The 13,999-nt window shown below is 65.5% G+C and carries 15 protein-coding genes; 7 read left to right on the forward strand and 8 right to left on the reverse strand.

Going from position 1 to position 13,999, the window contains the following annotated elements; translation table 11 throughout:
* Window positions 1–8: 8 nt before the first annotated feature.
* The 3 genes from ACQR2C_RS07930 to ACQR2C_RS07940 form a co-directional block, all read right to left on the reverse strand.
* Complete coding sequence (locus ACQR2C_RS07930) at window positions 9–2,204, reverse strand: RNA degradosome polyphosphate kinase (protein WP_315800272.1); 2,196 nt, start codon at window positions 2,202–2,204, stop codon at window positions 9–11.
* Window positions 2,205–2,329: 125 nt separating this feature from the next.
* Window positions 2,330–3,007: a DnaA ATPase domain-containing protein gene (locus tag ACQR2C_RS07935; protein WP_315800271.1), complete on the reverse strand. Its 678-nt coding sequence runs from the start codon at window positions 3,005–3,007 to the stop codon at window positions 2,330–2,332.
* Window positions 3,008–3,065: 58 nt separating this feature from the next.
* Window positions 3,066–3,620: a CDP-alcohol phosphatidyltransferase family protein gene (locus tag ACQR2C_RS07940; RefSeq protein WP_315800270.1), complete on the reverse strand. Its 555-nt coding sequence runs from the start codon at window positions 3,618–3,620 to the stop codon at window positions 3,066–3,068.
* Window positions 3,621–3,777: 157 nt separating this feature from the next.
* Here ACQR2C_RS07940 and purM point away from each other — a divergent pair, with 157 nt between their 5' ends.
* Together purM and purN are read left to right on the forward strand one after the other, a co-directional pair.
* Entirely contained in the window at window positions 3,778–4,851 is a 1,074-nt protein-coding gene (gene purM / locus ACQR2C_RS07945) for a phosphoribosylformylglycinamidine cyclo-ligase (RefSeq protein ID WP_315800269.1), read from the forward strand.
* A 13-nt stretch (window positions 4,852–4,864) separates the two neighbouring features.
* Window positions 4,865–5,518 carry a phosphoribosylglycinamide formyltransferase gene (purN, locus tag ACQR2C_RS07950; protein WP_315800268.1) on the forward strand — a complete coding sequence of 218 codons (654 nt, stop codon included), beginning with the start codon at window positions 4,865–4,867 and terminating at the stop codon, window positions 5,516–5,518.
* Between the two features lie 144 nt (window positions 5,519–5,662).
* Here purN and ACQR2C_RS07955 read toward each other — a convergent pair whose 3' ends face one another.
* Window positions 5,663–5,872: a cold-shock protein gene (locus tag ACQR2C_RS07955; RefSeq protein WP_284423192.1), complete on the reverse strand. Its 210-nt coding sequence runs from the start codon at window positions 5,870–5,872 to the stop codon at window positions 5,663–5,665.
* A gap of 402 nt (window positions 5,873–6,274) precedes the next feature.
* Between ACQR2C_RS07955 and ACQR2C_RS07960 the strand changes: the two genes are divergently transcribed.
* The gene (locus ACQR2C_RS07960) at window positions 6,275–7,402 is read left to right on the forward strand and encodes an autotransporter outer membrane beta-barrel domain-containing protein (protein ID WP_434880866.1); all 1,128 of its coding nucleotides are present in this window, start codon (window positions 6,275–6,277) and stop codon (window positions 7,400–7,402) included.
* A gap of 4 nt (window positions 7,403–7,406) precedes the next feature.
* Here the strand turns inward: ACQR2C_RS07960 and ACQR2C_RS07965 are convergent, their stop codons facing one another.
* On the reverse strand, window positions 7,407–8,450 hold the full coding sequence (locus ACQR2C_RS07965; protein ID WP_315800266.1) for a LysR family transcriptional regulator: 1,044 nt from the start codon (window positions 8,448–8,450) through the stop codon (window positions 7,407–7,409).
* Window positions 8,451–8,505: 55 nt separating this feature from the next.
* On the opposite strand from ACQR2C_RS07965, the gene ACQR2C_RS07970 reads away from it, so the two are divergent.
* The 3 genes from ACQR2C_RS07970 to ACQR2C_RS07980 are packed head-to-tail and all read left to right on the forward strand — an operon-like array spanning window position 8,506 to window position 10,335.
* Window positions 8,506–9,147 (forward strand): hypothetical protein, encoded by a 642-nt coding sequence (locus ACQR2C_RS07970; RefSeq protein ID WP_315800265.1) that lies wholly within the window; start codon window positions 8,506–8,508, stop codon window positions 9,145–9,147.
* Entirely contained in the window at window positions 9,134–9,757 is a 624-nt protein-coding gene (locus ACQR2C_RS07975; RefSeq protein ID WP_316180880.1) for a GNAT family N-acetyltransferase, read from the forward strand. Before ACQR2C_RS07970 ends, ACQR2C_RS07975 begins: the two co-directional genes overlap by 14 nt.
* On the forward strand, window positions 9,754–10,335 hold the full coding sequence (locus tag ACQR2C_RS07980) for an isochorismatase family protein (protein WP_434880867.1): 582 nt from the start codon (window positions 9,754–9,756) through the stop codon (window positions 10,333–10,335). Before ACQR2C_RS07975 ends, ACQR2C_RS07980 begins: the two co-directional genes overlap by 4 nt.
* A 21-nt stretch (window positions 10,336–10,356) precedes the next feature.
* Here ACQR2C_RS07980 and ACQR2C_RS07985 read toward each other — a convergent pair whose 3' ends face one another.
* On the reverse strand, window positions 10,357–10,533 hold the full coding sequence (locus tag ACQR2C_RS07985; RefSeq protein ID WP_315800262.1) for a hypothetical protein: 177 nt from the start codon (window positions 10,531–10,533) through the stop codon (window positions 10,357–10,359).
* A 28-nt stretch (window positions 10,534–10,561) separates the two neighbouring features.
* Between ACQR2C_RS07985 and ACQR2C_RS07990 the strand changes: the two genes are divergently transcribed.
* Window positions 10,562–10,729, forward strand: a complete 168-nt coding sequence (locus tag ACQR2C_RS07990; protein WP_315800261.1) for a hypothetical protein — start codon at window positions 10,562–10,564, stop codon at window positions 10,727–10,729.
* 91 nt (window positions 10,730–10,820) lie between these two features.
* Here ACQR2C_RS07990 and rnd read toward each other — a convergent pair whose 3' ends face one another.
* Complete coding sequence (gene rnd / locus ACQR2C_RS07995) at window positions 10,821–11,969, reverse strand: ribonuclease D (RefSeq protein ID WP_315800260.1); 1,149 nt, start codon at window positions 11,967–11,969, stop codon at window positions 10,821–10,823.
* Between the two features lie 398 nt (window positions 11,970–12,367).
* Window positions 12,368–13,843: a protein adenylyltransferase SelO gene (locus ACQR2C_RS08000; protein WP_434880868.1), complete on the reverse strand. Its 1,476-nt coding sequence runs from the start codon at window positions 13,841–13,843 to the stop codon at window positions 12,368–12,370.
* Window positions 13,844–13,999: the final 156 nt, after the last annotated feature.

The raw sequence follows: 13,999 nt of genomic DNA on the forward strand, positions 1-13,999 counted from the left end.
GACAGCCCCTATGAAGGAGAGCGTTCATTCCGGCGCGTGAGCCGGCGCGGCGATGATTCCTTGAGCGACTTTCCACGGCCGGACAGACTCGGATTCGTCATGAAGTAATTGTGCAGGTTGAACGGCTCCTCGCCCTTCGCGGCCTTCATACGCGTTGACGACCCATCCGGCAACAATTGCCAGCTCTGCTCGGTATCCTTCAGGTTCGCGACCATGATCTGTTCCAGGACCTGCTGATGCACGGTAGGGTTCTGCAGCGGGCACAGCACCTCGACGCGGCGGTCGAGATTGCGCGGCATCATGTCGGCCGAGGAGATGTAGACGGCGGCCTTGGCGCTCGGCAGGCCCTGACCCATACCAAAGCAGTAGATGCGGCCATGCTCGAGGAAGCGGCCGATCACCGATTTGACGCGAATGTTCTCCGACAGTCCGGGGAGGCCGGGACGCAGGCAGCAGATGCCGCGCACGATCAGCTCGATCGACACGCCGGCCTGCGAGGCCTCGTACAGCGCGTCGATGATGTCGGGATCGACCAGCGAGTTCATCTTCATCCAGATCACGGCCGGCTTGCCCTGGCGGGCGAAGCTGGTCTCGCCGTGGATGTGCTCGATGATGCGCTTGCGAAGCGTGAGCGGCGACACCGCCATCTTCTCGATGTCGATCGGCTCGGCATAGCCGGTGATGTAGTTGAACACCCGCGTGACGTCGCGGCCGATCACCGGGTCCGACGTGAAGTAGGACAGGTCGGTGTAGATGCGCGCCGTCACCGGATGATAGTTGCCGGTGCCGGTGTGGACATAGGTGGTGAGGCTGCCGCCCTCGCGGCGCACGACCATCGACAGCTTGGCATGCGTCTTCAGCTCCAGGAAGCCGTACACCACCTGTACGCCCGCGCGCTCCAGGTCGCGGGCCCAGCGGATGTTGGCCTCCTCGTCGAAACGCGCCTTGAGCTCGACCAGGGCCGTCACCGACTTGCCGGCCTCGGCGGCCTCCACCAGCGTGCGCACGATCGGCGAATTGTTGGAGGTCCGGTACAGCGTCTGCTTGATCGCAACGACGTCGGGATCGCGTGCCGCCTGCTGCAGGAACTGCACGACGACGTCGAACGACTCGTAAGGGTGATGGACGATCAGGTCCTTCTGCCGGATGGCGGCGAAGATGTCGCCGCCATGGTCGCGGACACGCTCGGGATGGCGCGGCACGTAGGGCGCGAATTCGAGGTCGGGCCGGTCGACCCGCGTCAGTTGCGACAGCTCGTTCATCGCCAGCACGCCGTCGACGACGAACACCTCGTCATCCGTCGTGGACAGCGCATTCTGCACGAAGCGGCGCAGCTCCTCCGGCATGTTGGCCTCGATCTCGAGCCGGATCACCGAGCCGCGGCGGCGCCGCTTCAGCGCTGTCTCGAACAGCCGCACCAGGTCTTCGGCTTCTTCCTCGATCTCGATTTCGGAGTCGCGGATGATCCGGAAGGCGCCCTGGCCCTTCACGGTGTAGCCCGGAAACAGCCGGCCGATGAACAGGCCGGTCGCCTGCTCCAGGGTGATCAGGCGGATCACGCCATCCTTGGAGCCGGGGAAGCGGATGAAGCGGTCGATCTTGCCGGGCATGCGAATGAGGGCGTTCATCGGACGCCCGTCGGCGGAGCGGATCAGCTGCAGCGCCACGGTGAAGCCGAGGCTCGGGATGAACGGGAACGGATGCGCCGGATCGATCGCGAGTGGCGTCAGCAGCGGGAAGATGTTGGCGAGGAAATGGTCCTCGATCCAGGCGCGCTCGCTCCTGGTGACGTCCTGACCGTCGACCAGCACGATGCCGAGCTCGCCGAGAAACTTGCGCAGGTCGCGCCAGATCGCCTGCTGGTCGATGGCGAGCTGCGACACCGTCTCGTTGATCAGCTTCAGCTGCTCGGTCGGCGTCAGCCCGTCGGGGCTGCGCTCGGCGATGCCCTCGCGGACTTGGGCGCGGATGCCGGCGACGCGCACCATGAAGAATTCATCAAGGTTGTTGGCGGAAATCGACAGGAAGCGCACCCGCTCCAGGGCGGGATGGCGCGGATTGACCGATTCCTCCAGAACGCGGCGGTTGAAGTGAAGCCAGGACAGCTCCCGATTGATGAATCGCTCGGGGCTCGAGGCAATCTCGATGGACGGCGCCGAGACCGGTGCTTTCTCTGAAATTTCAGTAACTTGCTCGGTATCCATAGGGAATTCGATCCATATCCGTCCAGTCGCGAATGGTCGACCGTAGCCCAATCTGGGTGACCAGGGGATGACGTTGCCGGCACTATTGAGGTTCCGTCATCAACCGCCGTCAAGATGGCCGCCGGTCACGCCGGGCGGAGCAGCTCCGCCGCCAGCGCCCGGGTGACGGGGCGTCCGAGCCGCAGCGACTCGTTGTCCAGCAGCGCGATGGTCTGGCGTGCCGCCGCATAGGACCGCTCGATGTGGCTGGCGAGATAGCTGACCACGGTTTCGTCGATCGCCATTTGCCGGTCGGCGGCCAGCTTGACGATCAGGGCCCGGAACAGCTGGTCGTCGGGCGGCAGCAGCGTGACCACTGGGACGGCACGCAGCCGCGACCTCAGATCGGCCAGGGCGATCGGCAGGGCCGCCGGGGCCTCGCGTGCCGTGATCAGCACGAAGGCCTCGTCCTGGCGGGCCAGGTTCAGCAGGTGAAACAGCGCCCGCTCGTCGAGACCGGTTGCGGTCAGATCCTCCAGCACCAGCGCGCCGGTGGCGAGCGCCCCGGGGACCACGCCTGCCTCAAGGGCATGCGCGGACAGCGATCGGGCGCCTGCCTGCTCGGCCCAGATCGCGGCGAGGTGGCTCTTGCCGGAGCCGTCGGGGCCGACCAGGAACATGGTCCGCGCCGGCCATTCCGGCCAGGCGTCGACCAGAGCGAGCCCGGCCGCGTTGCCTGGACCTTCGAAGAAATTGTCCCGCGTCAGGCTCTCCGCATGCGGCAGCGCGAAGGCCAGCTGACGAGGGGGGATATGGCCGGCCAAGATCGAATTGCTCCGTATCGTGTGGTGCGTGAGGTCAGGACGGGCCCTCCGCGGAGGATCACCGGACCTCGATGGTGCTCATGTGGCGCACCCAGTCGACGAGATACAGCCCGACCGACACGAGGGTAAAGACGGTGACCAGCACCATCAGCACCACATCGTAGGGCCTGGGCTCGAAGCCGAAGCTGAGCGAGGCCAGCACAAGCGCCGCGAATCCCACCTGGGCGACCGTGTTCAGCTTGGAGACCATCAATGGCTTCATCGCGACCGGCCTGTCGAACAGCCAGGACACGATCACCGCCGAGACGATCATGATGTCGCGCGAGACCACCAGGATGACGATCCAGCGCGGGATCGCGCCCCAGATGCCAAGCGTGACGAAGATCGAGACCAGCAGCGCCTTGTCGGCGAGAGGATCGAGCAGCGCTCCCAGCTCGGACCGCAGGTTGAAGCGCTTGGCCAGGAAGCCGTCCACGGCGTCGCTCACCCCCGCGACCACGAAGACCAGAAACGCGATCTCCATCTGGCCGGCCGCAATGGCCCAGACGACGATCGGAACCAGCAGGATTCGACCCAGCGTGATCAGATTGGGGATACTGTGGGGAATGGTCACGCAGCGGGTCCCGACGACGACTCGATCAAAAGACAACCCGATTCCGAAACAGGGCGAACCGGTACGGTTCCTAGATAGTGTGGGGACGAGCCCCTTGCGAGCCATTGCGCGCGGCCGGATTCCGACGTAACCAGCGGCCAGATTAGGGGTTTTTACCATGACCGAGCGCAAGAACGGGCTCACTTATGCAGATTCGGGCGTCGATATCGATGCCGGAAACCGTCTGGTCGATCTGATCAAGCCCATGGTGCGCGCAACCGCCCGCGCCGGTGCGGATGCCGAGATCGGCGGCTTTGGCGGCCTGTTCGACCTCAAGGCCGCTGGATTCAAGGATCCGGTGCTGGTCGCGGCGACCGACGGCGTCGGCACCAAGGTGAAGATCGCGATCGAGACCGGGCTGCATGGCGGCATCGGCATCGACCTGGTCGCCATGTCGGTCAACGATCTCGTCGTGCAGGGCGCCGAGCCGCTGTTTTTCCTCGACTACTTTGCGTGCGGCAAGCTCGACCCGGAGGCGACGGCGTCGATCGTGGCCGGTATCGCCGAAGGCTGCCGGGAATCCGGCTGCGCGCTGATCGGCGGTGAGACCGCGGAAATGCCGGGCCTCTACAAGGACGGCGACTACGATCTTGCCGGTTTCGCGGTCGGCGCGGCGGAGCGTGGCACGCTGCTGCCGTCTCCCGACATCGCGGCCGGTGACGTGGTGCTGGGGCTCGCATCCTCCGGCGTCCACTCCAACGGCTATTCGCTGGTGCGCAAGATCGTCGCCCAGTCCGGCCTCGGCTTCGATGCGCCGGCGCCGTTCGCGCCGGTCCTGACTCTCGGCGCGGCGCTGCTGACGCCGACCCGCCTCTATGTGAAATCATGCCTTCGCGCCATCCGCGAGACCGGTGCGGTGAAGGGGCTCGCACACATCACGGGCGGCGGCTTCACCGACAACATTCCACGCGTGCTGCCGAAGCATCTCGGCGTCTCGATCGACCTGACGGGCCTGCCGGTGCTGCCGGTCTTCAAATGGCTGGCGGAGCAGGGCGGCATTGCCGAGCGCGAGCTCTTGCGCACCTTCAATTGCGGGATCGGCATGATCGCGATCGTCAAGGCCGAGGCCGTCGATGCCGTCATCGAGGTGTTCACCGCGAATGGCGAGCACGTCGCGCGGCTCGGCGAGGTCGTTGCTGCGACAGGCGACGAGCGGGTGATCTACACCGGCGCCCTCGATCTGGCTCTGTGAGACGAGTGTGCCGATGAAGCGCCGCGTCGCCATCCTGATCTCGGGCCGTGGGTCGAACATGGCCGCGCTGATCCACGCGGCGGCGCAGCCGGAATTTCCGGCCGAGATCGCTGTCGTGATCTCCAACCGGGCCGATGCGGCCGGGCTGCAGAAAGCGCAGGAGAGCGGCGTCGCGATCGAAATCATCGAGAGCAAGCCGTTCGGCAAGGACCGCGCAGGGTTCGAAGCCAGACTGCAGCAGGCGCTCGATGCACGCGGCATCGAGATCATCTGCCTGGCCGGTTTCATGCGCCTGTTCACGGCGGAGTTCGTGCAGCGCTGGTACGGCAGGATGCTGAACATTCACCCGTCGCTGCTGCCATCATTCCCCGGTCTCGATCCGCATGGCCAGGCGCTGCGCGCCGGCGTCAAGCTGTCAGGCGCCACCGTGCATTTCGTCATCCCGGAGACGGATGCAGGTCCGATCGTGATGCAGGGCGCGGTCGTGGTCAGGGACGACGACACGCCGGACACGCTGTCGACGCGCATTCTCGGCGTCGAGCATCGGATCTATCCGGAAGCGCTGAAGCTGTTGGCCAAGGGCTTGGTGCGGCTCGAAGGCGATCTCTGCCGGACGTCGTCCGTGGAGCAAGGCGATCATACGCTGATCTGGCCGGTCGTCCGCTAGCTGTCGCGGACAAAAAAATCCCCGGCGGGGCCGGGGGCACATCAAGGCTGACGAAGTCTGATCATCGGCGGCGAGCGAACCTGACGCGGAGCTCGTGAGTTGGTTTACGAACCCGCGCTGTGGCGCCCTCCGCCGGGACGATGCTCACGAGAGCTTCAGGTTCTCTGCCGACGTCTTGCCGCGGCTCTCCACCAGATCATATTCGATCGTCTGGTTCTCGTTGAGCGTGGTCAGTCCAGCACGCTCCACGGCCGAGATGTGGACGAACACGTCCTTGTCTCCGCCAGTCGGTTTGATGAAGCCATATCCCTTGGTCGGGTTGAACCACTTCACGCTGCCCTTGTAGGTCGGCATCGCTGTCTCCTCGTCTAGACGAAAAAAAGACGCGGCCACGCTCACGCGTGCCACGCCACAAACGGGCTTCCCGGGATCTGCTCAATTTCCAAAGTCGCGAAACGCACAGTCGAACGGCCAATCCGATTGTACGGGAGATTGCAACACGATTTTCCGCCGATATCAAGGTTGGCGGACTGATGAGAACGCGTCGCGACGTCGCGTCGCCGGCTGTTGCTGCAATTGCGAGGCTTGTGGTGCTGGAACCACAAATCCCTGCAGGGAAGCCGCGGCACGGGCAATCCTCATTGACCGCGATCGGGAACTGCGGGCAAATCATCGCGGCAATATTGAAGCGAATTTGAGCGGCGGTGAAACGGGGCATCGATGCGCGGGGCATCTCAAGCCAGGCCGGATCGGCTAATGCGTAGTGGTGCGTCGGGCGCGATGCTGCTCATCGTCGCGCTCGGCACGGCCGCCGCGTCTTCGCCGTGCGTCGCGCAGGCCAGCCTGCCGAGCATCGCCGCCAGCCCGACGCCGACACCAACGCCGACACCAACGCCGAGCCCACTGCCCAGCCCTGCGCCAGGCGCGATCAGTTCCGAACGTTCGGCCGGCCGAGCCGTGCTCGATCTCGGCTCGAGCTTCCTCGAACGGCTCGGGACTCAGGCCACGCAGGGCGTCACCCGGCTGCAGCGGAGCAATCCCGGGGGCGGCGGCGCGCCGGAGGCTTCGGAACAGCCTCGGTTCCGGACCTGGGGCGAGATGTATGGCGTCACCGTCCGCAGCGATGCGCAAGGCGACTTCGTCGGCGACAAGAGGACGACTGGGGGCGGCGTCGCCGGTATCGGCATGCGCCTCGTGCCGGGCGTGAATGTCGGACTATCCGTCGACCAGAGCCGGACCTGGGTCGATGTGCCGCTGGCGCTGCAAGCGGCGACGCTCGATCTCACGCAGTTTGGCTTCAACGCCTCGGTCGACCAGGGACCCTGGACCTGGGCGATCGCGGTCGTCCATGGCGTCGGCGGGATCAGTGCGCGGCGCGACACCAGCCTCGGTGCGGCGACGTCGGTCTACGGCGCCCACATCACGGGCGTGCTGAGCGAGCTCGACTACTACTGGAGCATCGGGGAGAGCCGGATCGTTCCGAAGCTCGCCTTCGAATACACGCGCGCCACGACGGCGGCATTCCAGGAAGCGGGCGGGCTCGACCCGCTGTCGGTCAGCGGCACCTCGCTGGAGCGCGCCCGCGTTCTCGTCGGCGCCGAGTTCGGCCGCTACTTCATCGTCGACGGCAAGATCCTCGACGTCTCGGCCTATGGCAAGCTGGTCGACAATTTCAGTCAGAATCTCGGCGCGCTGACCGTCAGCCTCGGTCCGCAAAGCATCACGCTGCAGGGCCTTGGCGAGGGCCGCTACGGCGCCGACGCCGGCGCGGCACTGTCGCTATCCCTGAACCGAACGGCACGCCTCTATCTCAACTACGATGCAAAGCTTCGCTCGGTGCTGCAATCGCATCAGGGCACGCTCGGCGTCGAGCTCAAATGGTAGCCCGTCATACGGGTTTCGGCGCGACGTAGCCGTTGAAGCCGACGACATCCCGCGCGGGCGCCATCAGAGGCACGAGATTCAGCGGATGGATGAACTCGTCCCGGAAGCAGGCATGGACCTTCGGATCGAAGATGCGCTTCAACCAGTCGATGACGACCTTGTGCCGGTCGGAGTTGCGAAACTCCTTGTGATAGGTCAGCCACAGATCCATGTGGTAGTTGATGCCGAGATCGACAGGAACGAGCGGCGCCCCGAGCGCGACTGCCGATGTCGGCAGAAAGCCGATGCCGGCGCCGCGCTCGACCGCGTAGAGCACGGCAACGCTCGAATTGGTTGAGATGCCGACGATGCCTTCGAGGGAGTCCAGGCCGAGGATGCGCGCATAGCCGGTCTCGTCGAGCTGCACGCCGTGCTGCTTGATGATGCGGTGGTTCTTGAGATCCGCCAGCGACGTCGGCAGTCCATGCGCGTCGCGATAGGCCTCCGACACGAAGCCGTAGATGTGCAGACGGCCGAGCTTTGCAACGATCACGTCGGGGTTGGTCGGCCGTTCGAACTGGATCGAGATGTCGGCCTCCAGCCGCGACACGTCGGCCTGCTGCATCGCGCAGCTCAGATCGACGGTGATCCTGCGATAGGTCTTCTGGAAATCGATCAGTCGCGGCAGGATCCAGAAATTGCCAGGGCCTTCGGTCACGGCGACGCGCACCGACCCCTGAGTGTCGGTCGACAGCGAGGCACGCCGGAAGATGTTGAAGCTCAGCCGCTCCATCTGCTCGACGTCGAACAGCAACGATCGTCCCTCGTCGCTGAGCGACAGGCCGGATTGATCACGGATGAAGAGCTTGCATCCGAGCTCGTCCTCGAGCCGGTCGATCTTGCGCATCAGGGTTGTGCCGGTCAGTCCGAGCACATCCGCCGCGTTGCGGAAGCTGCGGTGACGCGTACAGAGCAGAAATGCTCTCAAATCCTCCCACGAAGGGTTAAGCGTTTCGTCAGACTTCCTGCGCTGCGTAGATGCAGCACCCCGATGCAAATGTTGCCGCATACACTCCAGCCCCGACAAGTATGATGACGTCATCAAAGCCAAGCTGGAAACATAGATGCAGAACCCCTACCGCGGAAGCACAGAATTCACGCCGCGACATCAGCTCGACGCGCTGCCGCGGACGGATCGGGTCGCGGCGCGGGCGGTCACGCTCGATCGGCTCGGTGAGCTCGCGGCGCTCGCACGCCGGGAAATACCGGGCGTTCGTGCCTCAGAACACGAGCTTGCGGAGTTCTTGCGGCACGATCCGGACTCGATCTTCGCGCTCTACCGCGGCAGGAACCTGCTCGGCGGCATCGCCTTCCTCTATCTCAACTGCTCAGGCCTCGATGCTTTGCTCCTGGATGAGTTCAATTTGAATGATCCGCCGCGCAGATTTCTGGCGCGGCCGGACGAAGACGTAGCCGCCATCTATGTCTGGGCGCTCGTCGCGCAAGGGCGGGGAGCGATCGGTCTCGGCAACGTCGCGCAGGCGCTGCAAGGCGCGAGATTTCGCGCCGCCGATTACTACGCGCAACCATCGAGTCCGGAAGGGCGCGCCTTTCTCGGCGCGCTCGGCTTCACGCCGGTGCCGAGCTTTCAGCCCGATCTCTGGTGGTATCAGCGGCCGTGGAACCGGATGCCCGAGATGATCGCGCCTTCGATCCAGTCGATGAAGGGTTTCGAACAAGGGAGCATTGCGGATGCACAGCATTAGTTCGGCCAGGACAGCAAAGACGAATCCCCGCGCGATCACCGTGCGCATCGCGCGCGATCCGAATGACCTCATGCTCGTCACCGCGATCCGCTCCGCGGTCTACCTGACCGAGCAGGATTGTCCCATGGAGGAGGAGTTCGACGGCAACGATCTGGTTGCAGCCCACTTCCTCGGTTTCGTCGGCAAGGAGCCGGCTGGATGCGTTCGTGTGCGCTTCTTCGGCGACTTCGCCAAGGTCGAGCGGCTCGCGGTGCGCCATCAGTACCGGCGCTCGCGGCTGTCGTTCAAGCTGGTTCGCGAGGCGCTCGACTATTGCAGGCGCAAGGGCTTCAAGAAGGCCTATGGCCACGCGCAGGATCGTCTCGTCGATTTCTGGGCGCATTTCGGCGCCAAGCCGCTCGGCCATAATCGCAAGCTCACATTCTCCGATTTCTCCTACACGGAGATGGTGCTGGACCTCGAGCCGTGCGACGATGCGATCACGCTCGACAGCGATCCCTACATGATCATTCGTCCGGAAGGCGACTGGGATCGGCCGGGCGTGCTCGATCTCTCGGCTGGCCGGCCGGCATCCTCGCCCTTGCACGACTTCTCCGCAGCGAGACCATGATGTCGGGCCGAGATCTGTTCGGTGCCACCGAGGCGGATCCGCCTGTTCTCGTCTGCGCCGATCTGCAGTGCGAATATCTCGCCGAGGGACGCAGGCATCTGATCGCCGATGGCGACGTCGTCATGGCGCGCTGCCGGCAGTTGATCGCGCTCTGGCGTGACAACCTGTGGCCGGTCGTCCATCTCAAGCGGATCGCACAGGCAGCCTGGTTCAACCCGGCTTCCAACCTGACGAACTGGCTTCCGGACTTCAAGCCGACCCCGGGGGAGCTCGCGTTCGAGCATCCGCTGCCGTCCGCCTACAGTTCGGCCCGGTTCGCCGAGTACATGGCGAACATGCGCAGCATGCGCTGCGTGCTGCTCGGCTTCTCGCTGGACGAGACGATCCTCTCGACGGTGGTGGACGGCTTTCACCGCAGTCACCGCTATCAGGTGATCGGAGACGCCGTCGCCTGCCGGCAGGCCTGCGCCGGCGACGCCGCCTTGTACAAGTTGGTTGTAACCAAGGTGATCGGCAATTTTGCCGGTGTCCTCGACAGCGCCGAGCTTATCGGCGCTGGCGGCCGGCTCGCGGTGTGACCGCGGCGGCTATTGGCGGTATCATCCTGAGGCGAGTCGTTCGGCCAGATCGATAATCATACGACGATCGGCCGGATCACTGATCTTGTTGAACGCGACGACGAGGCGAAGGGCCTCGACGACGTGCAGGTCGACCGGATTCTCGCTGAGCAGCCGCAGCAGCTTCTGTTCCGGCGGTTCGCAATTGTCTTTGCTCACGCGGCAGCTCCAGGACCGAGACCACGACATGACCCGAGAGGAAGAGCTCAAAGAGCTGGCGAGCAGCCTCCGGGCAGCCATCGCGAAGGCGCGCCAGCTCAATCTGCCGACCAGCGTCTACATTCTCTCGATGGCTCTGGTTGAGGTGTCCCAGACAATCGAGGCGGAGTTGAGGGGGCAGACCAGCGCCGAATGATTGGCGAGATCATGGACACCCGTGCCGCCTGCTGCAATCAACTCGGCAGACTCGGGGAAGACGCGGCCGGCCATAGCCGCTGCGACGCCCATCAGGCCCGGTCGACCCGGACGACGCGGCCCTTCTCGATGGCGAGCGCGAGCTTGCCGTGCTTCAGCGCCAGCGCGGCCTCGCCGAACAGTTCGCGGCGCCATCCCTGCAGCGCAGCGACGTCGGCATTGTCATCGCCGGCGATCTGCTCGAGATCATCGACGGTGGCGATGACCTTGCTCGCCACGGCGTGCCGTTCCGAGGTCATGCGCAGGAGGACCTTGAGCAGCTCGACGATCGCAGCGCCATTGGAGTTGTTGCGCGGCTTTTCCAGCTTGGGCAGGGCGGCGAGATCGCGCGCCAGTCCGCGCTGCACGGCGGCAACGATGTCGGAGCCCCATTTGGAGCGCTCGAAGCCCTTGGGCAGCGAGCGCAGATTGCCGAGCTTCTCTATCGTTGTCGGGGCATGGGTGGCGATGTCGCCGACGGCGTCGTCCTTCATCACGCGGCTGCGCGGCACGTCGCGGCTCTGCGCCTCCTGCTCGCGCCAGGCCGCGACCTCGATCAACACGGCCAATTCCTTCGGCTTGCGGACGCGGGTCTTCAGCCGCTCCCAGGCGCGCTCGGGGTGGAAGTCGTAGGTCTTCGGCGAGGTCAGGACCTCCATCTCCTCGCTGACCCAGTCGCTGCGTCCGCGCTTCTTCAGGTCGGCATCGAGCGCGGCGAACACGTCGCGGAGGTGGGTGACGTCGGCCTCGGCGTAATGCGCCTGCTCCTTGGTCAGCGGCCGGCGCGACCAGTCGGTGAAGCGGTGGGTCTTGTCGGGGCGGTGGCCGGTGATGCGCTCGACCAGTTGGTCGTAGGCGATGCTGTCACCGTATCCCAGCACCATCGCAGCGACCTGGGTGTCGAAGATCGGGTGCGGCACGATGCCGGCGCGGTGCCAGATGATCTCGATGTCCTGGCGGGCGGCATGAAAGACCTTCAGGACCTTCTCGTTCGCCATCAGCTCGAAGAAGGCTTTGAGATCGATGCCCTCGGCCAGCGCATCGATCACCACGGCCTCGTCCGGGCTCGCCATCTGCACGACGCAGAGCAGGGGATAGTAGGTGGTTTCCCGGAGGAACTCGGTATCGACGGTGACGACCGGGTGGCGGGCGAGGCGGGCGCAGGCGGCTGCGAGGTCCGCGGTGGTGGTGATCAAGTCCATGAACGATCCATGACGAGCCTCTTACGCCGTCGTCCGAAAACGCTGACAAGTCAAGGGTGTCGGCAAAGGGTAAGGGACGAAATTCGTCTCCGCTTGTCGGCCCAATCCGCCCCGAACGCAAGCGCCAGTGTCTCGGCCGATCGCTCTATGGTTGATGATGGGCGGGCAGGGGGCCGGTCAGTGATGCCGGACGCGGCCCGCGGGCCGGCGCGCCGAGGGCACAGCGAGCACGATCAGGCACAAGGCGATCATCGCCAGACCCATGAATTCGAACACCAGCGCATCCACGTCTCAGACCTCCCCGACCTGTTGGTTCAACTTGTCGGGGCTGCGTTGATCGTTTCTTAAGGGCCCGGGCGCTGTCAGGGCGATGGTGGACGCGAGGTTAAGACTGCGTGTCAGGTGCCGCAGAACGTCTGCAACACCTGCTCCTCCGGCTGCGGCGGATCGGCATAATCAGCCCGGTCCGGCTGGTCGTCATAGGGCCGGGCCAGCACCGCATGCAGCTCCTCGAACGGCGCGTAGTCGTCGTTCTCGACCGCCGCCGTGATCACCGCCTCGATGCGGTGGTTGCGCGGGATGAAGGCCGGATTGACCTTGCGCATGGCCGCGCGCCGCTCGGCCGGGCTCTGCGGTTCCTCGGTCAGGCGCTGCTGCCAGCGCGCCGCCCATTCGTCGAACCCGGCGGGATCCTCGAACAGCGAACGGACCTCGCCGAGATCGCCGTTGCCGGCGGCGTCGCTGAGACGGCGGAACGTCAGCGTGAAGTCGGCCTTGGCCGCGGCCATCGCGTCGAACAGCGCCTGCGCCAGCGGCTGGTCGCCCTCGGCTCGCGTGAACAGGCCGAGCTTGCGCCGCAGTCCCGCCTGGTGGGCGTCGGTGAACTCCGCGGCGAAGCCGTCGAGTGCAGCCTCGGCTTCCTTGATCGCCTCGTCCTTGTCGTCCCCGAACAGCGGCAGCAGGCATTCGGCCAGCCGGGTCAGGTTCCACAGCGCGATGCGCGGCTGGTTGGCGAAGGCGTAGCGGCCGAACTCGTCGATCGAGGAAAACACCTGCTTGGGGTCGTAGGCGTCCATGAAGGCGCAGGGGCCGTAATCGATGGTCTCGCCGGACACCGAGGTGTTGTCGGTGTTCATGACGCCATGGATGAAGCCGACCAGCAGCCAGTCGGCGATCAGCTTGGCCTGGCGCGCGATCACGGCGTCGAGCAGGGCGTGGTAGGGCCGCTCGGTGCCGGCGATATCAGGATAGTGCCGGCTGATGACGTGGTCGGCGAGCCGGCGCACGGCGTCCACGTCCTGGCGGGCGGCGAAGTACTGGAACGTGCCGACCCGGATGTGGCTGGTGGCGACGCGGGTCAGCACCGCGCCGGGCAGGGCCGTGCCGCGATAGACCTGCTCGCCGGTGACGACAGCGGCCAGCGACCGGGTGGTCGGGATTCCCAGCGCCGCCATCGCCTCGCTGACGATGTATTCGCGCAAGACCGGCCCCAGCGCCGCACGGCCGTCGCCGCGGCGCGAAAATGGCGTCGGGCCGGAGCCCTTGAGCTGGATGTCGCGGCGGACGCCGTTGCGGTCGACGACCTCGCCGAGCAGGACCGCCCGGCCGTCGCCGAGCTGCGGCACGAAATGCCCGAACTGGTGGCCGGCATAGGCCATCGCGATCGGCTCGGCACCCTCGGGCACGGTTTTGCCCGCCAGGATCTCGGCGCCCTCCGGCGTCTCCAGCTCCGTCGGGTTGAGGCCGAGCTCCTCGGCCAGCGGCCGGTTCAGCTTGATCAGGCGGGGCGCCGCGACGGGGGTCGGCGCCACCCGGGCAAAGAAATTGTCCGGCAGCGCGGCGTAGGAATTCTGGAAGGGGAAATGCACGGTCATGGCTCCAAGATAGGCCCGCTGAGGCCGCTTTTCGAGCCCAAACGGCTGCCAGATGAGCGTTTCAGCGCCAGCTCAATTCGGCGGCAGCGCGGCCGGTTGCTCCGGTGCGCCGGGGAGGCGGCCTTTTCCGCAACGAGGCGGAAAAGGGGCCGCGCA

It is taken from the genome of Bradyrhizobium sp. HKCCYLRH3061, from assembly GCF_051168015.1.
In the GTDB taxonomy this organism is placed as follows: Bacteria; Pseudomonadota; Alphaproteobacteria; order Rhizobiales; family Xanthobacteraceae; genus Bradyrhizobium.